The organism is Streptomyces bohaiensis, from assembly GCF_012033785.1.
GTDB classification, from domain to species: Bacteria; Actinomycetota; Actinomycetes; order Streptomycetales; family Streptomycetaceae; genus Streptomyces; species Streptomyces bohaiensis.
On record NZ_JAAVJC010000029.1, the window covers coordinates 1 to 20,793 of the forward strand.

Below are 20,793 nucleotides of genomic sequence, written 5' to 3' on the forward strand. Positions count from 1 at the left end.
CTCGCCAATGCGACCTGCGGCTTCCTCGCCGTCTACTTCACCACCTCGGGTGTGCTGATCCCGCACCTGACGGGCACCGGCGGCGTCGGCCGGCAGGGCCGTCCGTCAGCGGTCGGCGATGCCGATCTCGAACAGGTCGTCGCAGACCACCGGCGGAGTGGAGTCGCCGGCGTCCGTGGCGATGGTGAACCCCTCGCTCTCGCCGGGGGCCACGATCTCCAGCTCGGCGGCCGGGTCGCCGCACTCGCCGGTCGCGGCGTCCTCGCCGACGGTGCGCAGCTCGTAGGTGACACCGCCGTCCGGGTCGAGGGCCAGCGGACCGATGGGCTGGTCCTCCTCGGTCGCCGGCTCCCCGATGGGGTTGCCCTCGGCGTCGAACGGGGTGACGGTCGGGAAGCCGGCGAGCTCGCAGGTCTCCGCGCCCAGGTTCATGATCTCCAGCGTGTGGACGGTGCGTTCGGAGCCGTCGTCCTCGGGCCCGGTGAGGAACGCCTCCAGCGTCTCGCCGCTGCACGGCTCGAACGCGCCGCCTTCCGCGTCGGCGCCGAGGTCGTCCGTGCCGCCGGTCAGCCCCGGCTCCTCGACGTCCGGGTCGGGCTGGATGTCGGCGTCCGGCTCGGTGGTCTCCTGGTCCGTGCCGCCGTCGTTGTCGTCGTCGCCCGATCCGCACGCGGAGGCAGTGAGGGCGAGCACCGCCACGGCGGCCACCGCCAGGACCCCGCGCGGTCGTCGGCGGGCTGCGGCCCGCCGGGGTCGTCCGGTCGCGACCGCCTCGACGGCGGCGGCGTGGTGGCTCTGCTCGCTTATGCCCTGCTTCGGGGCTTCGGTCCCGTTGTCCATGCGGTGCCGCCTGCCCGAGGGGATCGCCGCCCACACCGGCCCGAACCATCCGAGCCGAATCCGCCGGAGGACGTTTCGCCGCCCCGGCCCGGCCCCGACCCGCTCCGGCACCGCTGCACAGCGGGCTCGCACACACAGTCGCCGGCGCGCGGGAATAGCGCCCACCGTGCGGAATGTTGAGAGTTCAACTAACCTGAGGCGGTACGCCAAGGAGGCCACCATGCCCGCGATCACCGTGGAGAACCCGCTCACCCTGCCCGCCGTCGCCCCGCCCGCAGCACAGGAGGCGCGCCCGCGTCCCGTGCTCGGCGTCGTCACCGCGCCCACCGGGTTCGAGGGCGAGGGCTTCCCGGTCCGCCGCGCGTTCGCGGGCATCAAGTACCGGCACCTCGACCCGTTCATCATGATGGACCAGATGGGCGAGGTGGAGTACGCGCCGGGCGAGCCCAAGGGCACCCCGTGGCACCCCCACCGCGGCTTCGAGACCGTGACGTACCTGATGGACGGCACCTTCGTCCACCAGGACAGCGAGGGCGGCGGCGGCGTCATCAACGACGGCGACACCCAGTGGATGACCGCCGGCTCCGGGCTGCTGCACATCGAGGCGCCGCCGGAGAAGCTCGTCATGACCGGCGGCCTGTTCCACGGCATCCAGCTCTGGGTCAACCTGCCGGCCAAGGACAAGATGACCAGCCCCCGCTACCAGGACATCGGCGGCGGCAACGTCAAGCTCCTCACCACCCCGGACGGCGGCGGGCTGCTGCGCCTGATCGCGGGCGACCTCGACGGCCACAGCGGCCCCGGCGTCACGCACACGCCGATAACGCTGGTCCACGCCACCGTCTCCCCCGGCGCCGAGATCACCCTGCCCTGGCAGAGCGACTACAACGGCCTGGCCTACGTGCTCTCCGGACGCGGCAGCGTCGGCACCGACCACCGGCCGGTGGAGCTCGGGCAGACCGCGGTCTTCGGTGACGGCGACTCCATCACCGTGCGCGCCGACGACAAGCAGGACGGCAACACCCCGAACCTGGAGGTCATCCTGCTCGGCGGGCGCCCGATCCGGGAGCCGATGGCACACTACGGTCCGTTCGTCATGAACAGCCAGGCCGAACTGCGCCAGGCGTTCGAGGACTTCCAGGCCGGCCGCCTCGGCCGCGTCCCCGCCCCCGTCCCGCACACCACCCCCGGCGACGAGGCCCCGACCGCCGACTGACGTGCCCAGACGGCACACGACACCCGCACCACCACGACGGGCCCGGCAGCCACGGCTGCCGGGCCCGTCGCGCTGCCCGCCGCCCCGGGGCGGGGGCGGGGTCAGCACACCCACCGAGTCGACCCGCCGGAAACTTTCGGATGTCCACTCCATCCGCCGACTGCCGTGGCTGATCGTGCAACCGGATGTTCTGATGGCGCCACGGCGAGCAGCGCGACCACATCGGCTCGGGGCCCCGTGGCCGTCGGTGCTCCTACCGGGCCGGGCACTCGTCTACGGGCTGCTTGCCCGACAGGCCCCGGGCGTCGGGGCTCCGACGTCACTCCGAGATCCACGGCGTGCATCGCATGGCCCCGTTCGGGCACGGCGCGCCGTCCTTTCCGCACGCGGCCCGCAGCCGAGGCCGCTCTTCGCCGCAGGCGGAGCGGGAACGATCGAGTTCGGAAGCCCGCTGCCCGAGCTGCTCGAGGCCGTGGCGCGCGGCCTGGCCGGGCGGGAGGTGCTGGACTGGGGCGGCGTCGCCCTGCGCGTGACCGGCCTCGCCCCGGTGGAGCTGCCGTTCTTCTCCTCCGGCCGGGCCACATGTCGAACGGTCACCCCGGTGGTCCTGAAGAGCACGTGCGGCCAACGGGGTGGCGAGCGGCGGCCCCGGCAGCAGTGGCTGCTACCGGGGCCCCGGCTGGGCGGAGCACCTCCGAGGCAACCTCGTGCGCGCGGAGACGCTGGGACTCAAGCCGGAGATCGAGCTGCACTCTGTCGACTCGACGGGCCAAAAAGCTCGTTCAGCGTGGGATCCGGCAAGAAGCCCGGCGCCACGGTCGAGACGACCGTCCTCCGGAACCCCGACGTGCTCTCAGTGGTGTGGAGTTGGGGCCTCGGGCAAGGCAACTCCGCCGGCTTCGGGTGGATCGCCGGTTGAGCGAGCACGACCGGCGCCGCTGCGAACAGTCAGGACGGCGGCGGCCTCACGGTTCGGCTCGATCGGCCCGACGCCGGGCGGTGGCTCTCGCCCGCCCCGGCCCTGCTCCGTGCCGGAGGCGGGTGCGGGGCCGGGGCGGGCGCGGGGTCAGCCCCAGACGTTGAGGTTGCTGTTGCCGCTGCTCTGGTAGCCCTCGGTGGCGAGGACCATGTAGTAGCTGAAGTTGCCGAGGCCCATGCCCGCGCGGTTCCAGGCGTCGAAGTGGTTGCCGGTGGTGATGGTGCCGCCGACGCGGCGGGACTGGCGGACACTCCAGTACTGCGGGAAGGTCCGGTTGCCCTCCACCGACGGGGCGTTGTAGCGCATGGTGCGGTAGATGTCGTAGGTGCCGCCGTCGCTGTGCACGGTGCCGCGGTGCTCGCCGGTGGGCCGGTAGTTGCCCCAGCTGTCGACGACGTAGTACTCGACCAGCGGGTTGGAGGTCCAGCCGTAGAGGCAGAGGTATCCGTTGCCGGACGGGTTGAAGCTGCCCGAGTAGCCGACGTTGCGGCGGCCACCGTTGCGCCAGCCCTTGCCGCAGACGAAGTTGCCGGTGTTCCGCCAGTTGGTGCTGTAGTTACCGCCGTTGCCGAGGGTCATCGAGACGGTGTTGGGGGCGTCCGTCCAGAACGTGAAGTAGAAGCCGCCGTGGGTGCCCTCCTGGTTCTGGGTGATGGTCTGGGCGTGGGCGGTGCCGGTGGTGAGCAGCGTCGACGAGGTGAGAGTGAGGGCGCCGACCCCGCCGAGGAACAGGCGGCGGCTGAGTGGCCGTTGCGGGGTGTCGGGCTGCTCCGTCGCGGCGGGGTCGGTGGGGCGGCTCGGGTTCTTCGCCATGTGGTTCCTCCTGGATACCGCCGCATGGCCGGCCTGCGCGTACGACCCGTGCCGGCCTCGCGGGGGTGGGGGGACCGCCGTCGGAGTGGCGGCGGCGTGGAACACGTGGTGCGCTCCGGCCTTCGCGTCGGCTCGTCCACGGCCGGAGCCGGACCGCGGGGCGGCCCGGGTACGACGGTCGGCGGGGGCCGTCGGCGCGTCGTGCCCAGAATGGTGCGGCGGACCGGACGCCGCGTCAACGCTTCCCGCAACACTTCCGGAACAGAGGTGGAGCATTCGCCACGCCCGTTGGCGTTCATGGCAGGTCACACTCCTGGCGGGCCGACGAGGAGCGCCATGTCGGCCGAAACCGTCGCCTTCGCCAGCCCTCGATTCCGATAATTATCGGACCGGTGGCCGGGCTGATCGGCGGCCGGCGGGAGGCAGCGGGGGGCGAGCGGTGGTCGGGCGGGCCCGGGAGGTGCGGGCCCGCCCGGGGTGTGCTGCACGGTGACGGCCGGTGGAGCCGGGCTCGCCGGTCAGAAGCTGACGGTGAAGGTCGTGGCGTCCTTCACGAACAGGGTCTCGCCGCTCTCGGTCGTGGCGAGCACGGACACCGTCCACTCGCCTGCCAGCGCTTCGGCGTAGCCCTCGTACTCCTCGCCGTCGTAGTCCCCGTCGTCGGTGGCGGTGTGGACGCAGGAGATCTTCTTCTCGGAGACGGTCTCGCACTCCGCCGCGTCCTCGTAGCTGATGATGTCCTCGATCAACGCGTCCTCGAAGTCCTCGGGCAGGGCGACGACCTGGAGGGACTTCAGGGCGGAGTCGCCGGAGAAGTCGCCGGTGACGTCGGTGGTGACGGTGAGGGACACCGAGGTCCCGTCCGGCTCGGACGTCCACTCCGCCTGGGTGTTGCTGATCGCCAGCTCGTCGGACGATCCGCTCGCGGCGACCGCGATACCACCGGCGGCGAGCGCGCCGACCGCGACGACACCGGCGACGGCCGAGACGAGAACACGCTTGTTCATGAGAACTCCTCAAGGGAAGAGGGACCGGCGTTCCACGCGGAGAGGGCGATGGACTGGCTGGGCCGCCGTTCGGCGATCCGTGTGCGGTTCCCTGTGCTTGAGTACGAATCTATGGCGGGGCACCCGGCCTGCTCTTCGTCCGGCTGGACGATCGGTCTCCTCAACCAGAGATAGAGGCGGCCGGGGTGTTCTCCACCCGCCGTGCCGGGGGCCGTCGACCGCCGCAGCTCGCCCGGGCGCTTCCGTCAGCAGCCGTGCCTCGCTGCCGACCTGCGGCGATGCCCGAGAGGGCGCGGGTGCGGCGATGCCTGACCGCGAGGGGAGACGGGTGCTGCCGCGCCGGCGCCGGGGTCGCCGACCGCCCCGGGGCGCGACTCACGGCCGCGGCGCGGAGCGGGGGCGCGGTCCAGATGGACCGGTCGCGCGGCGACGGCAGCGGCGCAAGGACGTGGAGCGGGGGCGGCGCCGGACGGCGGGTCCCCGTGCCGCGGGCCCGGTGCCGCACGGTCGGCGCCCGTGGCGGTCCCGGTTCGGCGCGGGGGCGGGCGGTGGCGTCAGGGGTGCTGTTCGGGCCGGGAGCCGGGGGAGGTGGCGGGGTTCGGCTCACCGAGCTTGTTGCGCAGCGCAAGGTTGGCGCCCCAGGCGGCGGCGAGGCCGAGGGCCGTGGCGACGATGACGGCGACGACGTCCGGTATGCCTCCGGTGAGCAGCAGACCGGCCACCAGGACGACGACGACACCGATCGCGGCGGCGACGGTCTGCCGTGTGCGCTTCTTCATGATGCGACCTCCTGACGACGTGCGGTGTCGTTCGCATGCCCACCTGAGGGCGACTCAGCCATGGCGGCTCGGGCGCTGCGGGCGGAATCGGCCAGGGAGCGGCAGCGGAGGGAGGTGAGGGACGGCGGCCGGGCGCGGGCTAGCCCCACCGGCGCACACCCGGGTGTGCGCCGGGGAGGCCGGGCGCGGGGTCAGCCGACGGTGGCGTCGACCGTGACGTCGATGTTGCCGCGGGTGGCGTTGGAGTAGGGGCAGACCGTGTGTGCGGCGGCGACCAGGCGGTCGGCGGTCTCCTGGTCGACGCCGCCGCACTCGGCGTGCAGCGCCACGGAGAGCTTGAAGCCGCCCTCGTCGTTCGGGTGGAGGCTGACCTCGGCGACGACGGCCGAGTCCTTGATCTGCACCTTCTCCTGGGCGGCGACGTGCTTCAGCGCGGAGTGGAAGCAGGCGGCATAGCCGGAGGCGAAGAGGGCCTCCGGGTTGGTGCCCTCCCCGGTGCCGCCCATCTCGGTGGGGATGGCCAGATCGGCGGAGACCGAGCCGTCGGTGGTGGTGACGCGGCCGTTGCGGCGGCCCTCGCCGGTGGAGGTGGCGATGGCGGTGTAGAGGGTCTTGGCGTCGGACACGTGGTGCTCCTCGGGCTGGTGCGGGCGGCGTACGGTCGCGTCGCGGCGGGGCCCACGCGGGAGGGCGTGACCACCACGGCGCATGTAGACGAACTAGTAACTCTACGAGGATGAGCCTACAGTGGTACGCACGAAGCGCAAGCCCCGGACCGCCGGTGGCCGCTCGCTCCCGAGCAACGACCGGCCACCGCGCCGGTTGCGCGCTCCGGCGCGCCACGACCGGCCCGCGAGCCCCTGCCGGGCCGCGCGCCGCAACCAGGAGGACGACGGATGAGCACCCGGGACACCGCGGTGGCCGCCACCGGCGGGGCGCCGGGCACCCCCGCGAAACGCGGTGGCCCGGCCACCCGTGAACGCATCCTCGCCACCGCCGGCGAACTGTTCTACGCGCACGGCATGCGCGCCGTCAGCGCCGACCGGGTGATCGAGCGGGTAGGGATCACCAAGGTCACCTTCTACCGGCACTTCCGGACCAAGGACGACCTGCTCGTCGCCTACCTGCGGCGGCGCGCCGCCCACGAGCGGGACGCGGTGGCCGGGCTCCGGAGCACCGCGGGGGACGACCTGCCCCGCGCGCTGCGTCTCCTCGCCCACGGCATCGGCGCGGAAACCTGCCGCCCCGGGTTCCGCGGCTGCCCGTTCATCAACGCGGCGGCCGAGTTCGCCGAGCCGGACCACCCCGTGCGCCGGGTCGTCGCCGAGCACCGCGCCTGGTTCGTCGGCGAGTTGCGCGAGCTGCTGAGCGCCGCGGGCATCGAGCGGCCGGATGCCGCGGCCGACCAGTTGATGATGCTGCGCGACGGTGCCACGGTCGCCGGCTACCTCGGCGACGCGGAGGCGGTCGGCCGCGACCTCGAACAGGCCGCGCTCGCCGTGGTGGCCGCGCACCGGCCCACCGGCTGACCGGTCCGCCGCCGCGACGGCCCGACGGACTCGACGACCCGACCGGCTCGACCGGCTCGACCGGCTCGACGACCCGACCGCCCCGGCGCGCCGCGCCGGCACAGCACGTCGGCCTGCCCGCCTGCGCCTCACCGGCCCGCGCCGACGCGCGCGCCGGGCCGCGGGGGGGGGCGCGCCACAACGGAGTGCGGACGCCCGCGCCGGGACGCCGAACGGCCCGTGTCATCCGAACGTCTCGACGGGTCGCGCCCTTCGGGGGACGCGGACGGTTCCGACCGCCCGCGAGAATCGGCCTCCGTACGTCGAAACGAAAGGTGGTCGTCGTGGAACCCGACTGGAACACCGCCGGAGTCCTCGGTGCGGCCCGGGGCGCGAGCGGAGCGGACGAGGACACGCCCATCGGCACGCACCATCTGCTGGCCGGGGTGTGCGGCGCGAAGGGCCGCGCCGGGGAGACCCTGAACGCGGTCGGCATGACGCGGTCGGCCGCGATCGCGGTGCTGCGCCGCAAGCGCAAGACGGATGACGTCTGGCAGGCGGAGGAGGGCAGCGGGCCGGGCGTGCCGGCGACGGACGTCCTCGGCGAGCACGGCGGGAAGCGGGACCGGTACACCCCGGCCGCCGCCGAGGCGCTGACAGCCGCCATCGACTCCGCCCGGCAGGACGGTGCCGACAAGCTGACCGCAGACCATCTGCTGCGTGCGCTGGTGGCCCGGGACGGCACCGGCGCGGCGGAGCTGCTGTCGCTGTGCGGCTCCTCCCCGCAGGCCGTGCGGGACCGGCTCGCGGGCGTCGAGACGGTCACGGACGACGGCCTCGACCCGCTGCTCCACCCGACGCGCGACATCCTGCTGGGCCGCGCCCGCTACCAGCGGATCGGCCTCCGCAGGCGGCTGATCGCCCGGCTCGCAAGCATCCAGTGGGCCGATCTGCCGGTGGACTGGACACGGCACGAGGCCGGCGAGCAGGCACGCAGGCTCGGGGACCGCACGGTGCGCACCGAGCATCTGCTGCTGGCGGCGCTGGCCGTCCGCGAGGTGACGGCGGCCTACCCGCACATGGTGAACGCCCCCGACGGTGCGGAGGTCGAGCCCTTCGCGGGCGGGGCGGAGTTGACCGCCCGCGGCGTGACCTACGCGGCGCTGCACGAGGTGGTGCGGCGGGGCGGGGCCGAGCTGCCGGGGGACCCGCGTTCCGCGGACGACTACGTGAGAGCGGCAGCGGGTGGCGGTCGGGCCCGCGCCGAGGGCGAGCGGGATTCGGCGCCCGCGCAGAGCACCGGGCCGCTGGTGGAGTCGCTGCTGACCGAGCCGACGCGTGCCCGCGCCCTGGTCGAGACGCTCACGGCCGGCCCCGGCGCCTGAACCCGACCGCGCCTCTCCCCCGCGGCGCGCCCCGGGCGCCCGCCGCGACCGTGCCGCTCACGCGGACGAGCCGCTCAGGCGGACGGGTCGGGGCGTGGTGCGTCGGTGCACCGCGTCGCCGTGCGAACCAGCGCCGCCAGCGCGAGCGAGCGGGAGTGGGCGGGCCAGGCGATGTGGGTCACGACGGGCGGCCCGTCGATCAGCGGGACGGCGGCGTGCTCGGTCCACAGCCAGGCCCGGGCGGAGTCGGGGTGGATGGCGACGGTCCGGCCGAGCGCGATGAGTTGCGCCAGCTGGGTCTGGTCGGTGATCGCGGGGCCGGGGCCCGGCGGGTGGACGCCGTCGCGGGCCCAACGGGCGAGCGGCAGGTCGGGGATGTCGCTCACCTCCGCGAGGGTGAGCGTCGCCCGGGCGGCGAGAGGGTGCCGGGCGGGCAGCACGGCGATCTGCCCCTCCGTGAGCAGCTCTTCGCTGTCGAAGCCGGTGAGGGAGTTGAACGGGGTGTGCATCAGCGCCGCGTCGGCGCGGCCGTCGCGCAGCATCTCGCCCTGTTCGCAGGTGCCGCTGGGCAGGATCTCGACCTCGGCGGCGTCGGGCTCCGCGCTGTAGGCGCCCAGCAGCCGCCGCAGCAGGTCGTGGGAGTCGCCGGCCTTGACCGCGAGCACCAGCCGGGTGCGGCTGCCGTCGTTCCCGGCGGCGGCACGGCGGGTCCGCCGGGCGGCGGCGGTGGCCGCGTCCACTACGACGCGCGCCTCCTGGTGCAGCACCTCGCCCGCCTCGGTGAGGGCGACGCCCCGGCGGTTGCGGACCAGCAGGAGGACCCCGAGCCGGCGTTCGAGCTGCTGGATCGCGCGGGAGAGCGGCGGCTGCGCCATGCCGAGCCGCTCGGCGGCGCGACCGATGTGCAACTCCTCGGCCACCGCCAGGAAGTAGCGCAGCTCGCGGGTCTCCAGCGTGTCCATCCGGCCAGCGTAGTGTCCGATACCCGTGGGGTATCACAGTGCACCGCATCGGTGTTGGCGGCGGCGGGTGGTCCGGCGTGAGCATCGACGGCATGAGCGAGATGAAGACCGCGCTGGTCACCGGCGCGAACAAGGGCATCGGGTACGAGACGGCGGCGGGGCTGGCGGCCCGCGGCTACCGGGTGGCGGTCGGCGCCCGTGACGCGGAGCGGCGCGAGGCGGCGGTCGAACGGCTGCGGGCCGGCGGGGCGGAGGCGTTCGGGGTACCGCTGGACGTGACGGACGACCGGGTCGTGGCCGAGGCCGCCGCGTTGGTCGAGCGGCAGGCGGGGCGGCTGGACGTGCTGGTCAACAACGCCGGGATATCCGGCCCGCGCGACCCGGGGTTGGGACAGGAGCCGACCGCGCTGGACCTCGACGTCGTCCGCGCCGTGGTCGACACCAACGTCCTCGGCGTCATCCGGGTGACCAACGCGCTGCTGCCGCTGCTGCGGCGGTCGCCGGCCCCGCGGATCGTGAACGTCTCCAGTTCGGTCGGGTCCGTCACGCGCCAGGCCGACCCGTCCGCGCAGGTCGGGCCGGTCATGGCGGCGTACGCGCCGTCGAAGTCCTACCTGAACGCGGTCACCGTGCAGTACGCCCGGCACTTCGCGGACACCGGCATCCTGATCAACGCCGTCTGCCCGGGGCTGGTGGCGACCGACTTCACCGGCTTCCTGGGGCCACGCACGCCGCAGCAGGGCGCGGCGATCGCGATCCGACTGGCCACGCTGCCCGACGGCGGGCCGAGCGGCGGGTTCTTCGAGGAGGACGGCACCGTCCCCTGGTGAGCCGCCCCGTTCCGTCCCTGCCCCCGCGACGCGCACGGGGTGGGGGCGGGGACAGGCGGAGCTCGGCGGGCGTCGGGACCCCGTGCAAGGCACTGATCGGCGCTGGTCGGCACGGATCGGCGGTCAGCGCAGGTAGTGGGCCAGGTAGGCCCGCTGGGCGGGCGGGAGGGCGGTGTCGTCGGCGAACCGGTCGCGGGCGTGGCCCCAGAGGTTGTTCTCGGTCCAGAACCGGTACGCGAACTCCTCGAACGAGTCGGCGCAGGCGTGGAAGTGGGTGCGGAGGGTGTCCAGTTCGGCCGGGGTGAACTCGGGCTCCTCCTCCTCGTCGTTGTGCATCAACGGCGAGACGACGACGGCGGCGGGCTTGCCGGGGCGGAGGTAGAGGTACCAGATCAGGCAGTCCTGCTGGTCCCGCAGGAACTGCACGAACCGCGCGCCGGGGTCGAACGGGCACGGCAGCGGGTCGGAGATGTCCGTCCAGCAGGCGGTCACCGACACCTCGTCCAGGGCTGCGAGGAGTCCGCTGTGGGTGTAGAAGGTGGTGAAGTCCGCCGGCAGGCTCAACCCGGCCTCGGACAGCCGGTGGGCGAGGAACTCCAGGGCCGCGACCTCGCCGGGTACGGGCTGCCCCTTCGCCGCCAGCCAGTCGAAGGTCCCGACGAACCGCGCCGGGTCCAACGGGGGCAGCGACTCCAGCGGGTAGCGCTGGTAGGTCGCGTCGCAGGGCCGGTAGGAGCCCAGGTCGCTCCCCCACCAGGCCGTGTCGAACCCGGTGTGGTGCAGGGTGGTCGTCGTGGGTTCGCTCATGGGTTCCTCCGCGCCGCGCCCGCTCCGTCAGATGCTCCTTCGAAGCATCGCACCGGCCACTGACAATCGGGCTGGTTCCGGGCGTCACCGCAGCTCCGACGGGCGGGGAGCGGACTCAACGCCGGGTGTCAGCGGCGGTGCCGCCGGCGGGGTCGGGTGATCACCACGGGAGTGCGCGGCGGCAGCGTGACCCGCACGGTGCCGTCCAGTTCGAGCAGCACGAGTCCGCCACGGTGCTCGGTGAAGCTGACGGGCGGCGCCCCGCCGGCGAACGCGATCAGGTCGCCGATGCGCACCTGGTCAGCGGTGAGGCGGAGCGACGAGGCACGGAGCGACGGGAACCCGGTCACCGCGTGGTCCTCCGCGCCGGGCGCTGCACGGCCTTCCGGCGCCGGTCGCGCCAGTCGAACCGGTAGCGCCGGTCGCGGACGAAGCGGGTGCCGTCGTGCACGGAACCTCCGGTGGACGGTCGGACGGAAGCGCCGCCCGGTGACGCTCCGGCGGCAGCCCGGGCCGCGGGGTGGGCCCGGCTCACAGCGCCCTGACCACACGGCGCGACGGAGCACCGGCCCGCACCGGGCGAGCCGACAGCGAGTAGAGGACGTCGACCTCCCCGCTGCCGCACACCACGTCCGGTCCCCGGCTGTTGACGCTCACCGGCCTGCCCGCGTCGAGCGCCGCTCGCTGCACGGCTTGGTACTCGGCGTCGGCGGCCCAGTCGCGGAACACCGCGCCGGGGTTGCCGTCGTCGGGCGCGGCGAGGCGCAGACAGCCCGGCGGGAACGGGCCGTCCGCCGGCCGGGGGTCGAGGGCGTCCGCGAGACGTAACGCCGCGCCGCGCATCCAGCCGAGCGCCAGTGCCGCCGTCGTGGACCAGCCGCCCCCGAGATGCCACTCCGCACCCGCGTCCGGGCTCCGCACCACCGTCTCGCACCACACTCCGTCGGCGGGAGGCGGCGTCGGGGCGGACGAGTGCGGAACAGCGGAGCGGAGAAGAGCAAGGTGCGCGTCGATCGCCTCGCGCAACAGAGCGGTCCTGAGGCGGAGCTCCTCGCACGGCAGGCTCGGTCCGACAGCTGTCACGGCGATTGTGGGCCCGAAGGGGCCCGGGTGCCGCAGCTGCTCCCCAGGCGGCGGTTCACTCCACGGCGCCGGTTTCGTCCTGGTCATCGATTCGGCACCTCTCTCGGTTGGGCCATCTGCCATCTCGCCCCTGTCCGGCGGCTGATGGCGTGGGACCGCCACCAGATCGCGTGAAAGCGAGCTGTGCCGACAGGCGCGGCATGTGCTTGCCTTGGGAGCAGCGCTCTACCAAAAAGTAGAGCAAGATGTAGAGCAAAACAAGCAGCCGCTCAGCACGCGAGGAGGAGTGATGTCCGCACGCACCGGATACGCGCAGATCGCAGCGCACTACAGAGAGAAGATTCGGACTGGCGCTCTACGGCCTGGCGACCGAATGCCGACCGTTCGCGAGGTCATGGCCGAACATGGCGTGAGCATGGCCACGGCGGCCCGCGCGTACAAGGAACTCAAGATCTCCGGTCTCACCTCGGCGAGCAGCGGGGCCGGAACGATCGTTGCCCCTCACAGCAGCAGTGGCATTCCTGCGCGCGTCGAGATGCACGCCGAGTCGGGAAGGGCACTCGCCGGGGACGAGATCTCCGACATCTTGGAGGTCACCACCATCGGCGCTCCCGAGGCAGTGGCGAGCCGTCTCGAAGTCGAGCCCGGGACGCCCGTCACCGCCCGCCGGCGGCTCGTGAGCCGTGGCGGAGCCCCAGTGCACCTTTCGACGTCCTACTACCCGCAGTACGTCGTGGAAGCGGTGCCCGAACTGACGCGGCCCAGCTCAACCGGAGGGAGCCGAGAACTCGCGGCATCCCGACTGAACAGCGCGCAGTCCCAGGTCCTTGAGGAGGTGACCTCACGCCCCGCGGAAGGAGACGAAGCAGAGTTGCTCGGGCTGAGTGCCCCACGCAGCACGGTCACCAGTGTCACCCGGACGGTATGGCTGCGGGATGGCCGAGTGGTGGAGGTGGCCACCAAGATCGTTCGTGGAGCTTCGGTACTGAGGTGGTCGTCCGCACTGTGATGAGAACGGGCACCCGCCCGAGTGGACGCCACACTTGCCCGTGCCCCCCGGCGGCGCCTTCTGCCGACGTTCCCCTCAGGGCACCCCGGCAGAGCGGAGCTTCCCGGAGAAACACTTCGGCGACCACAGGAGTCCGCGCACGTACCGAGAAGACGACACCGGGCTACTGGCCGGACCAGGGGCCCAGCCGAAGAGGAGTTGCCGGTGAAGACTGAGCCAGTGATCGTCCGACCGCTCCTGCCCGGCGATCTGCCGCTGCTGGCCGACCTGTTGGTGAAGGTCCACGCGGTGGACGGGTATCCGGTCGAAGGGGTCGCGGATCCGACTGTCTGGGTCTCCTCTCCCGCCGTGCTGCGGTCGTGGGTGGCGGAGCTGGACGGTGTGGTCGTGGGGCACGTCGCGCTCATGGCGGCGGACGGTGAGGACGCGGCGCGGTTGATCCGGAAGGGAGACCGGGACGAGAGCTTCGCGGCTGACGAACTGCGGGCGCTGGCGCGGTTGTTCGTCAGTCCGGACGCTCGGAACCGGTCCGTCGGCCGGCTGCTGGTCCGCACGGTGATGGACCACGCGCAGGCGGCCGGTCAGCGGTTGGTGCTCGACGTGTTGCACAAGGACCAGGCAGCGACCCGCCTCTACCGGCGGCTCGGCTGGCGGTACCTCGGCGACACCGACCACCTGCACAACGGCGGCAGCGCACCCGCCGCCTGCTACAGCTGGCCCGGCTGACCGGCAACGCGCCCCTGGGGGCGGCGAGGCGCCTGCGGATCATTCGGCTGACCCGCCGTCGGGCCACCGGTAGCCTTCGACTCACGTCGGAGGGAGGGGCCACATGTCGGGTCTGGGTGTCGTGACGCTGCTGGTTCTGCTGGTGCTCGGTGGCGGTATCGGGATCGTCCTCGCGGTCTGGCGACCGAGCCCGCGGTGGGCCAACCGCAAGGGCCTGCGGTGCCCCGGCTGCGGCGGCGGGCGTACCAGGACGTTGAGCGGTCGAGGCGACCGCCTGGACGGGATGCTGGAGTGCCGCGCCTGCGCGCGGGCCTGGCGCCCGGAGGACCACACGGCCGGCCGGTAGCCGCGCGGCGCCCTATCGGGGCAGCGTGCTGCTGCGCCGATAGGACGAGCTGACGAACTGTCGGACAGGCGAGGTGAGAGGAACCCGATGCTCGGCGTGATGTTCGGCCGCCTGCGCACGCGCCGCCAGTTCTGCTGGGTGGCGGCAGCATGCCTGGCGACCACGGCTGCGATCCTGCTGACCGCCGGCCTCTCCGGCGCCACCGGCGACCACCCCGCCGCCGAGATCGTCCTCTGGACGGTCATCACCGCAGCAGCCGAAGCGGTCGGGTTGCTCCTCGCCTACGCGGCGGTCAAGGACCGACTCGCCACCTGAACCTCCGGGCAGTGGCCGCCGACAAGGCGTCGTGGCACGAGCCGCACACGGCACCGGTGGCTGCGCGGTGCCGGAGCACGCGCACCGCTGGTGGTCGAGCGCTCAACCGACCGGGGCGTTCTCGTGGAGCCGAGCATGTGGGGGCAACACGGCTGAGCAGCCGCCCGCACGTCTCGACGAGTCGCTGCGGCGTCCGACCAGCCTTCCCCTGCCTGCCGGGCACGAGAAGGGTGCGATCAGCGGTGGAGCGGCTACATGAAGTCCGTGAGCCGCCGATGGCGCGCCCACGCCCCGACGGCGTCCGCCATGGCACTCACCCACGGCCGGTCCGGCTGCCGGGCCGCCCGGACCCGTGTCATCCGCGCGTAGGCGATCACGAAGGCATCGATCGCCGCCGAGTCGGCGTCCGCCCAGGCGGGACAGTGGGTGAGCTGCTGCTCGGCCGCTTCCACCGGGTGATGAGCGGCGACGAGCTGAGCGACCAGCAGAGCGGGGTCGATGAACGCCGCCCCCACCGTGGGCCAGGCCCAGTCGACCAGCCAGACGCGCTGTTCCCCGACGAGGAAGTTGTCCGGGTTCATGTCGGCGTGCAGCAGCGTGTTCCCGACGAAATGTGCGGCGTCGCCTTCGTCGGCCCACCAGTCCCAGCGCATCTCGCGCCACTCTCGAGCCACCTCGGGCGGATCGTTCAGCGCCAGACGGTCGAGCACTCGGATCACGCGCAGGAGGTCCGGTGAATCCGGCGAGTAGTCCGCATGCCTCCCCGTCACGTACTCGAACCCGAGAGCGATTCAGTCCTCGTTCTCAGCCGACCACAGCAGCCTGGGGGCGAACTCACGCACAAAGGGATTGATCTCTCTCTCGCGGAGCAACTGGTCGCGTCGCCCACCCGGCCGGTTCCGCATTGCCTTCACGAAGACCCGGCCGCCGTCCGCGTCCAGCACCATCGTGAGGTCGGTGAAGCTTCGGTTGTCGTGTCCTACATCCTCGACGTTCCCGGTATATGGCCGAATCAGCTCCTTCACTTCGTCTCTCGGGCGAACCACGGCATTCCTCTTCCCATCAGCGATGCGGGTTGCACCCCGTGCTTGGTGTTCCCGGCGCGCACTCGAAGTCCTCAGGATTGCAGGCCGGCGGGACGTCTCCTCGCGGCTCGCACGGTTGCCCCGCAGGAAAGCACGGATGCTGCTTCGGATAGCAGGTGCCCGCTGTGTCCCGCGACCCGGACACCGCGTGCCGGATGGCCTTGTTCGCGCGGCGCATCGCCGGGCCTGCCAGGACAGCCGACAGGTCCTGATCCCGAACATTTCCTACCTGCCATTCCGTCGAGAACACGCAGGGCGACACCGCCCCGTCGGGCCCGACGGCCGCCGCGCCGGAGCCACAGCGCCCACACAGCTGCGACATCTGCGGCGGCTCCGTCCCGACAGCGCGACCGAATCGCCGCACGTGGTCCACGCCGAGCCGAGTGACCCCGAGGCCTTCGAGCTCCCGCCGGGCAGAGCGGATCTCCTCCGCATCGTCACCGACGATCCCCACACGAATCGGCACGGAGAGCTCGACAGCCCGCACGATGTTCCGGCGAGTCCGGGCATGGCTGCTGCGGCCGGTCACCGCGTCGTGTGTCCGGGCAGCCACCGAGTAGTACGAAGTCGCCAAGGATGCCCGCGGATGACGCAGCAAAGCCCAGATCTCCTCGCTGACCCGCACGAGGTTGGAGAACACCTCTAATTCCAGACCGCGCCCGAGGGCGGTGGTGAGAAACTCCGGGAAGTCCGGGTGCAGTGTGGGCTCGCCTCCGATGAACTGGATGTTCGGAATTCCCTCGTCTGCGACCTGGCGCACGATTCGCAACCAGTCCTCACGCCGCATCGATCCCTTGGTGCCCTGCGGGCCGGAGCTGTTGTAGCAGTGCACACAGGCGAGTTGGCATTTCCGGGTGATATCGAGCCAGATCATGGAAAAGGTTGTCGCGGAGCGACGCGCTCGGCGGGTTCGGTCATGCCCTTCTCCCATCGCTTGCACCAGCGCACACGCGGCCTGTGACGTGCGCGGGGAGCTTCACGGACGCCGGTCAGCGGTGGGCGCGGGCGAGAGCGCACGGTCTGCCGACGGTGCACGTTCGTGATCGGCGGTTACCTGCTGTCCGTCCGCCTGGACCGATCCCGTCCGACCGTTGCGGCAGCCCTCACGTTGCGACCCGTGCCGGCCCGCGTGGGAGTAGTGCCCGCGAGTCCGGCAGCGGATGCCTCACTCGCGGCGGCTGTCGTGGGTCTCGGGGAGCGCGCGGAAGCCCGCAGCGCGGTAGGTCGCGACGGCGGGAACGTTGGAGCTCGGGGTGGTGACCAGCGCGCACGACGCCCCCAGCCCGCGCAGGGCCGACGCGGCGGCGACGGCCATCGCCCTGCCGTGGCCGTGTCCGCGGTGCTCCGCGTGGACGCCCAGCGGTTCGAGCAGACCGGGACGGCCCGGTCCGGCGGACCACACCGTCGCCGTCGCGACGGCCGCCCCCCGGTCGTCGTACGCCACCAGGCACCGCGCGTCGGCGTAGGGCGCTCCCGCCGCCATGCGGTCCCAGCGCTCCCGCGTGAACGTGGAGCCGGTGAACGCCGCGCGCTGCACGGCCACCCGGTCCGCGACCCGATCGGGGCCGGCCACCTCGATGCGCAGGCCGGGGTCGGGGACCGGGTCGGTGAGGTCGCGGCGCAGCGGGGTCCAGGGCTCGTCGGCCGCCCAGCCGCGCTCGGCGAGCAGCCGGTGCACGGAAGTCGCCATGGGTGCCTCGACGACGGCCCGGCCCTCGCCGAGAACGCCGTGCGCGGGGTCGGCCAGATCCCTGACGAGCCGCTCGGCCAGCTCGTTGTCCCCGTAGGCCTCCGGTGCGACGTTCAGCCGCAGCAGTCGGGGGCCGTCGAGCAGGCCGACCGCGACCGGTTGCCCGTGCCTGGTCCAGACGCGGAGCGCCGCCGTCGTGGCCGCCGGGCCGAACCGGTGGAACCAGCCGACGTCCCCGGGGTGGAGTTGGACGGCCGCGCCCTCACCCTGCCACTCCCGGAGCACGTCCAGCACAACGTCCGTCATGTCGGGGCCCGGGGTTCGGAGCTCGATCGTCATGGGCCCGATGAGACACCGACCGGACCGCCGTACGCACCCGGTTTTCACCGCTCGGCGTGCGCGTCGGCGTCCGGCCCGGCACGAGGCGGGCACCCGGCCGCAGGTCGACGGTTCCTCCAGCGGATTCACGGCCGCCCGTCAACCGGTGTCACCTCTTCGGGTCAGGAGCGCCGACGGGCGACCGGCCGCTGTTGACGGGATGTGGCTGTGCCCGCGGCGACCTGCCATGATGCCCGTACGAACCGCGATCCGTCCCGGGGGTGAGACCCATGGCCTACCCGACACGTATGGCTGCTGCCCTGTCCGGAGCCACCACGGGTCAGCTGCGGACCTGGCGGCAGGACCGCGGCCAGGGCCCCGTTCTGCGCCCCGAGCTGTCCTCCCGCCCTGCCCTCTACTCCTTTCGCGACGTGCTGGCCCTGCGCACGTTCGCGCACCTGCGGCAGGACGTATCGCTGCAGAAGATCCGCAAAGCACTGGCCAACCTGAAGAAGATCGGCGAGGTGGAGCACCTCTCCGGCTACTCGCTCGTCGCCGATCACGGTTCGATCGTGCTCGTCGGGGACGACGACCACGGGACGGACCTGGTCGCCCGGCCGGGCCAGCGTGTGATCGCGACCCTGGCAGACATCCTGCTGGAGTTCGCCCCCCGCCCCGGCGTCGTGGTCCCTCACCTGCTGCAGCCGAAACCGCACGTCTCCGTCGATCCCCGAACCCAGGGCGGAGCGCCCGTCATCACCGGTACCCGGGTGCCGTTCGACGTCGTCGCGGAGCTGGTCGAGGACGGCGTGCGACCGGAGGACATCGCGGCGTACTACCCGGGGGTGTCGGCCGATGCCGCGCGCGAGGCGGCCTCCTTCGCGCTGTACGTGGACAGCTATACCAGCGGTGCACGTTCTGCCTGATGCGGATTCTGATCGACGAGAACGTGCCGGTGCAGTTGGTGGAGATGCTGCGGCGCCTCCTCCCGGACCACCAGGTCGACCACGTGGCAGGCCGGGCTGGTCGCGCCGGAGCGGGTCTCCACTCGGGTCGGGTCGGCGCGGCGCTACGGTCTGCCCGCCGTGCGGGAGGCCCGCATCGCGGCGGCGCTGCGCGCCGGCGGCTACCGCGTCCCCGAGGTCCGGCGGGCCGTCACCGCCGTGCGGAGCCTGGACGACGTGAGCGAGTCGGTCACCGCGCTCGACGCCCGGCTTGAGGAGATCGGCCGCCGGTCGCTGGCGCTGCTGCGCGCGGACGCGCGGCTGGCGTCGCTCATCGAGAGCGGCGCGTAGGGCCCCGCCCGTCCGGGCCCGGTCTGCCGCCGACCCGGCTTCCGCCCCCGCGGGCGGCCGCCAGGGGCCCGGCAACGGCAGCGGCAGGGCGGCGCGGGGGGCCGCGCCATGCGGTCGGTGAGCCGATCGAAAAGCGACAACGACACCGCGGATGGGTTCGCCGCGCCCGGCCGGGGCAGTCGAGCATCTGTTCGCGCGGGACGCCTCCTCTCCTTGGGGCGGTGGCCCCGCCCCCCACGGAAAGGACCTCGGTGAGAAGGCCAAGCACCCCCCTCGTCGCCCTCACGCTGGTGTCGGCGCTGGCTCTCGCAGGATGCTCCTCCGCCGACGGAACGGACAGCGAGCCGGTCGCCACCGACGTGGCGGACGGCGGATCGCCCGCCGACGGCGACAGCCTCGACTGGACCGACTGCCCGGACGACGTCGCCGTCCCCGGTCTGGAGTGCGCCACCCTGGACGTCCCCCTCGACTACGACGACCCCGACGGGGAGACGATCGGGACAGCCGTCTCCCGGCTCGCCGCCGAGGGCGACGACCGGCACGGCGTGCTCCTGGTGAACAGCGGCGGACCCGGTGGCCAGACGCTCCAGATGCCGGCGCAGCTGGCGGAGCTCGGTGTGCCGCAGGAGGTCCTCGACACCTACGACGTGGTCGGGGTCGACCCCCGCGGCGTCGGCCACAGCACCCCGGTGACGTGCGAGCTGGAGCTGACGGACCACCCCACCAACATCCCGCTCCACGCCCGGGACGAGGACGACGTCACCGCCGAGGCCGAGCGGGTGGCGGCCGTCGCGGAGAAGTGCGCGGACTCCCCGACCGCCGACCTGCTGCCGTACATCACCACGGCCAACACCGCCCGTGACCTGGACCGGGTCCGTGAGGCGCTGGGCGAGTCCACCGTCTCCTACTTCGGCATCTCCTACGGCAGCTACCTCGGTGCGGTCTACACCTCGCTCTTCCCGGAGCAGGCCGACCGGGTCGTCCTCGACAGCGTCACCGGGCCCGGCGGCTGGAACGCCGACTTCGCCCGCAGCTTCGCCGAGGGCTTCGAGGACCGCTTCCCCGACTTCGCCGAGTTCGCCGCCGCGGAGCACGACACCTACGGGCTGGGGGAGACACCCGCGGAGGTCGAGGCCACCTACCTGGACCTCGGTGACCGGCTGGACGCCGAGCCGAGCCCCGAGGGCTACACCGGTCAGGTCTTCCGCCAGCTGACGTTCGACCACCTCTACTACGACGAGAAGTTCCCGGAGCTCGCCGAGGTCTGGCAGGCGCTGGACACCGGCGAGGAGGTCCCGCAGCCGGAGGTCGACCCCGACCTGGTCGCGGCGGCCGGCGCCGACATCCCGTCGGACAACTACCTGGCGAGCCAGCTGCACGTGATCTGCAACGACAGCGACTGGCCGACGGACGTCGAGACCTACGCGCGGAACGTCGCGGAGGACCGGGAGGAGTTCCCGCTGTTCGGGGCCGCCGCCGCCAACGTCACCCCCTGCGCGTTCTGGCCGGCCGAGTCCGTGGAGGAGCCGGTGGAGATCACCGACGGGAGCGAGGCCGACATCCTGCTGCTCCAGAACCTCCGCGATCCCGCGACCCCGCTGGCGGGCGCCCGGGAGATGCACGAGGCGCTGGGCGACCGCGCACGGCTGGTCACCGCCGACCAGGGCGGCCACGTCGCCTACCTGATGCAGGACAACACCTGCGCCAACGATCTGGTCACCGAGTTCCTCGTCACCGGCGAGCGTCCCGACGAGGACGTCGCCTGCGAGGCGGACTGACCCTCGCCGCGACGCGGAGGCG

General features: G+C 72.9%; 25 protein-coding genes and 1 pseudogene. 13 read left to right on the top strand and 13 right to left on the bottom strand.

Annotated features, from left to right (window positions below):
• Positions 1 to 90 (top strand): annotated as a pseudogene (locus HCN52_RS24680) (CDP-diacylglycerol--serine O-phosphatidyltransferase); the annotation flags it as partial.
• Positions 91 to 105: 15 nt separating this feature from the next.
• On the opposite strand, the gene HCN52_RS06195 reads toward HCN52_RS24680, so the two are convergent.
• Positions 106 to 840 (bottom strand): DUF4232 domain-containing protein, encoded by a 735-nt coding sequence (locus HCN52_RS06195; RefSeq protein ID WP_168087339.1) that lies wholly within the window; start codon positions 838 to 840, stop codon positions 106 to 108.
• A gap of 220 nt (positions 841 to 1,060) precedes the next feature.
• Between HCN52_RS06195 and HCN52_RS06200 the strand changes: the two genes are divergently transcribed.
• Both HCN52_RS06200 and HCN52_RS25895 read left to right on the top strand, forming a co-directional pair.
• Complete coding sequence (locus HCN52_RS06200; protein WP_168087340.1) at positions 1,061 to 2,056, top strand: pirin family protein; 996 nt, start codon at positions 1,061 to 1,063, stop codon at positions 2,054 to 2,056.
• Positions 2,057 to 2,843: 787 nt separating this feature from the next.
• Positions 2,844 to 2,975: a hypothetical protein gene (locus HCN52_RS25895; RefSeq protein WP_280923881.1), complete on the top strand. Its 132-nt coding sequence runs from the start codon at positions 2,844 to 2,846 to the stop codon at positions 2,973 to 2,975.
• A 147-nt stretch (positions 2,976 to 3,122) separates the two neighbouring features.
• Here the strand turns inward: HCN52_RS25895 and xynA are convergent, their stop codons facing one another.
• From xynA to HCN52_RS06225, 4 genes are all read right to left on the bottom strand, one after another.
• A complete protein-coding gene (xynA, locus tag HCN52_RS06210) occupies positions 3,123 to 3,848 on the bottom strand; it encodes an endo-1,4-beta-xylanase XynA (protein ID WP_168087341.1) in 726 nt (241 codons plus the stop codon).
• A 518-nt stretch (positions 3,849 to 4,366) separates the two neighbouring features.
• Positions 4,367 to 4,855, bottom strand: a complete 489-nt coding sequence (locus HCN52_RS06215; RefSeq protein WP_168087342.1) for a DUF5707 domain-containing protein — start codon at positions 4,853 to 4,855, stop codon at positions 4,367 to 4,369.
• A gap of 554 nt (positions 4,856 to 5,409) precedes the next feature.
• Complete coding sequence (locus tag HCN52_RS06220; RefSeq protein WP_168087343.1) at positions 5,410 to 5,634, bottom strand: hypothetical protein; 225 nt, start codon at positions 5,632 to 5,634, stop codon at positions 5,410 to 5,412.
• A 191-nt stretch (positions 5,635 to 5,825) separates the two neighbouring features.
• Entirely contained in the window at positions 5,826 to 6,260 is a 435-nt protein-coding gene (locus HCN52_RS06225) for an organic hydroperoxide resistance protein (protein ID WP_312876568.1), read from the bottom strand.
• A gap of 270 nt (positions 6,261 to 6,530) precedes the next feature.
• Between HCN52_RS06225 and HCN52_RS06230 the strand changes: the two genes are divergently transcribed.
• Positions 6,531 to 7,163, top strand: a complete 633-nt coding sequence (locus HCN52_RS06230) for a TetR/AcrR family transcriptional regulator (protein WP_168087345.1) — start codon at positions 6,531 to 6,533, stop codon at positions 7,161 to 7,163.
• 323 nt (positions 7,164 to 7,486) lie between these two features.
• Entirely contained in the window at positions 7,487 to 8,527 is a 1,041-nt protein-coding gene (locus HCN52_RS06235) for a Clp protease N-terminal domain-containing protein (protein WP_312876569.1), read from the top strand.
• 74 nt (positions 8,528 to 8,601) lie between these two features.
• On the opposite strand, the gene HCN52_RS06240 is transcribed toward HCN52_RS06235, so the two are convergent.
• Positions 8,602 to 9,489, bottom strand: a complete 888-nt coding sequence (locus HCN52_RS06240) for a LysR family transcriptional regulator (RefSeq protein ID WP_168087347.1) — start codon at positions 9,487 to 9,489, stop codon at positions 8,602 to 8,604.
• Positions 9,490 to 9,581: 92 nt separating this feature from the next.
• On the opposite strand from HCN52_RS06240, the gene HCN52_RS06245 reads away from it, so the two are divergent.
• The gene (locus HCN52_RS06245; protein WP_168087348.1) at positions 9,582 to 10,319 is read left to right on the top strand and encodes an SDR family NAD(P)-dependent oxidoreductase; all 738 of its coding nucleotides are present in this window, start codon (positions 9,582 to 9,584) and stop codon (positions 10,317 to 10,319) included.
• Positions 10,320 to 10,442: 123 nt separating this feature from the next.
• Here the strand turns inward: HCN52_RS06245 and HCN52_RS06250 are convergent, their stop codons facing one another.
• From HCN52_RS06250 to HCN52_RS06260, 3 genes are all read right to left on the bottom strand, one after another.
• Positions 10,443 to 11,126 (bottom strand): hypothetical protein, encoded by a 684-nt coding sequence (locus tag HCN52_RS06250; protein ID WP_168087349.1) that lies wholly within the window; start codon positions 11,124 to 11,126, stop codon positions 10,443 to 10,445.
• A 128-nt stretch (positions 11,127 to 11,254) separates the two neighbouring features.
• The gene (locus tag HCN52_RS06255; RefSeq protein WP_168087350.1) at positions 11,255 to 11,476 is read right to left on the bottom strand and encodes a hypothetical protein; all 222 of its coding nucleotides are present in this window, start codon (positions 11,474 to 11,476) and stop codon (positions 11,255 to 11,257) included.
• 181 nt (positions 11,477 to 11,657) lie between these two features.
• Entirely contained in the window at positions 11,658 to 12,209 is a 552-nt protein-coding gene (locus HCN52_RS06260; protein ID WP_168087351.1) for a hypothetical protein, read from the bottom strand.
• A gap of 289 nt (positions 12,210 to 12,498) precedes the next feature.
• Between HCN52_RS06260 and HCN52_RS06265 the strand changes: the two genes are divergently transcribed.
• The 4 genes from HCN52_RS06265 to HCN52_RS06280 all read left to right on the top strand — a co-directional run bounded on the left by HCN52_RS06265 (position 12,499) and on the right by HCN52_RS06280 (position 14,605).
• Positions 12,499 to 13,218 (top strand): GntR family transcriptional regulator, encoded by a 720-nt coding sequence (locus HCN52_RS06265; RefSeq protein ID WP_168087352.1) that lies wholly within the window; start codon positions 12,499 to 12,501, stop codon positions 13,216 to 13,218.
• Positions 13,219 to 13,422: 204 nt separating this feature from the next.
• Positions 13,423 to 13,944, top strand: coding sequence for a GNAT family N-acetyltransferase (locus tag HCN52_RS06270; protein ID WP_168087353.1), 522 nt, complete (start codon positions 13,423 to 13,425; stop codon positions 13,942 to 13,944).
• A gap of 103 nt (positions 13,945 to 14,047) precedes the next feature.
• Entirely contained in the window at positions 14,048 to 14,290 is a 243-nt protein-coding gene (locus HCN52_RS06275; protein WP_167969856.1) for a hypothetical protein, read from the top strand.
• Between the two features lie 87 nt (positions 14,291 to 14,377).
• Positions 14,378 to 14,605 carry a hypothetical protein gene (locus HCN52_RS06280; protein WP_168087354.1) on the top strand — a complete coding sequence of 76 codons (228 nt, stop codon included), beginning with the start codon at positions 14,378 to 14,380 and terminating at the stop codon, positions 14,603 to 14,605.
• Positions 14,606 to 14,856: 251 nt separating this feature from the next.
• Here the strand turns inward: HCN52_RS06280 and HCN52_RS06285 are convergent, their stop codons facing one another.
• From HCN52_RS06285 to HCN52_RS06295, 4 genes are all read right to left on the bottom strand, one after another.
• A complete protein-coding gene (locus HCN52_RS06285) occupies positions 14,857 to 15,324 on the bottom strand; it encodes a protein kinase (protein WP_245174901.1) in 468 nt (155 codons plus the stop codon).
• A 72-nt stretch (positions 15,325 to 15,396) separates the two neighbouring features.
• Complete coding sequence (locus HCN52_RS25240) at positions 15,397 to 15,630, bottom strand: hypothetical protein (RefSeq protein ID WP_245174902.1); 234 nt, start codon at positions 15,628 to 15,630, stop codon at positions 15,397 to 15,399.
• A gap of 37 nt (positions 15,631 to 15,667) precedes the next feature.
• Positions 15,668 to 16,564, bottom strand: a complete 897-nt coding sequence (locus HCN52_RS06290) for a radical SAM/SPASM domain-containing protein (protein WP_168087355.1) — start codon at positions 16,562 to 16,564, stop codon at positions 15,668 to 15,670.
• Positions 16,565 to 16,855: 291 nt separating this feature from the next.
• Positions 16,856 to 17,719: a GNAT family N-acetyltransferase gene (locus HCN52_RS06295; RefSeq protein WP_168087356.1), complete on the bottom strand. Its 864-nt coding sequence runs from the start codon at positions 17,717 to 17,719 to the stop codon at positions 16,856 to 16,858.
• Positions 17,720 to 18,006: 287 nt separating this feature from the next.
• On the opposite strand from HCN52_RS06295, the gene HCN52_RS06300 reads away from it, so the two are divergent.
• The 3 genes from HCN52_RS06300 (at position 18,007) to HCN52_RS06310 (ending at position 20,771) form a co-directional block, all read left to right on the top strand.
• Positions 18,007 to 18,624, top strand: coding sequence for a DUF433 domain-containing protein (locus HCN52_RS06300; RefSeq protein ID WP_209314215.1), 618 nt, complete (start codon positions 18,007 to 18,009; stop codon positions 18,622 to 18,624).
• Between the two features lie 159 nt (positions 18,625 to 18,783).
• Positions 18,784 to 18,993, top strand: a complete 210-nt coding sequence (locus HCN52_RS06305) for a MerR family transcriptional regulator (RefSeq protein ID WP_168087358.1) — start codon at positions 18,784 to 18,786, stop codon at positions 18,991 to 18,993.
• 251 nt (positions 18,994 to 19,244) lie between these two features.
• Positions 19,245 to 20,771: an alpha/beta hydrolase gene (locus HCN52_RS06310; protein WP_168087359.1), complete on the top strand. Its 1,527-nt coding sequence runs from the start codon at positions 19,245 to 19,247 to the stop codon at positions 20,769 to 20,771.
• Positions 20,772 to 20,793 lie beyond the last annotated feature (22 nt).

Coding starts and splice junctions, on each gene's coding strand:
- HCN52_RS06275 (WP_167969856.1), top strand. CDS start 14,048: ATGTCGGGTCTGGGTGTCGTGACGCTGCTGGTTCTGCTGGTGCTCGGT.
- HCN52_RS06250 (WP_168087349.1), bottom strand. CDS start 11,126: ATGAGCGAACCCACGACGACCACCCTGCACCACACCGGGTTCGACACG.
- HCN52_RS06240 (WP_168087347.1), bottom strand. CDS start 9,489: ATGGACACGCTGGAGACCCGCGAGCTGCGCTACTTCCTGGCGGTGGCC.
- HCN52_RS06290 (WP_168087355.1), bottom strand. CDS start 16,564: ATGATCTGGCTCGATATCACCCGGAAATGCCAACTCGCCTGTGTGCAC.
- HCN52_RS06220 (WP_168087343.1), bottom strand. CDS start 5,634: ATGAAGAAGCGCACACGGCAGACCGTCGCCGCCGCGATCGGTGTCGTC.
- HCN52_RS06265 (WP_168087352.1), top strand. CDS start 12,499: ATGTCCGCACGCACCGGATACGCGCAGATCGCAGCGCACTACAGAGAG.
- HCN52_RS06245 (WP_168087348.1), top strand. CDS start 9,582: ATGAGCGAGATGAAGACCGCGCTGGTCACCGGCGCGAACAAGGGCATC.
- HCN52_RS06200 (WP_168087340.1), top strand. CDS start 1,061: ATGCCCGCGATCACCGTGGAGAACCCGCTCACCCTGCCCGCCGTCGCC.
- HCN52_RS06300 (WP_209314215.1), top strand. CDS start 18,007: ATGGCTGCTGCCCTGTCCGGAGCCACCACGGGTCAGCTGCGGACCTGG.
- xynA (WP_168087341.1), bottom strand. CDS start 3,848: ATGGCGAAGAACCCGAGCCGCCCCACCGACCCCGCCGCGACGGAGCAG.
- HCN52_RS06215 (WP_168087342.1), bottom strand. CDS start 4,855: ATGAACAAGCGTGTTCTCGTCTCGGCCGTCGCCGGTGTCGTCGCGGTC.
- HCN52_RS06280 (WP_168087354.1), top strand. CDS start 14,378: ATGCTCGGCGTGATGTTCGGCCGCCTGCGCACGCGCCGCCAGTTCTGC.
- HCN52_RS06230 (WP_168087345.1), top strand. CDS start 6,531: ATGAGCACCCGGGACACCGCGGTGGCCGCCACCGGCGGGGCGCCGGGC.
- HCN52_RS06195 (WP_168087339.1), bottom strand. CDS start 840: ATGGACAACGGGACCGAAGCCCCGAAGCAGGGCATAAGCGAGCAGAGC.
- HCN52_RS06295 (WP_168087356.1), bottom strand. CDS start 17,719: ATGACGATCGAGCTCCGAACCCCGGGCCCCGACATGACGGACGTTGTG.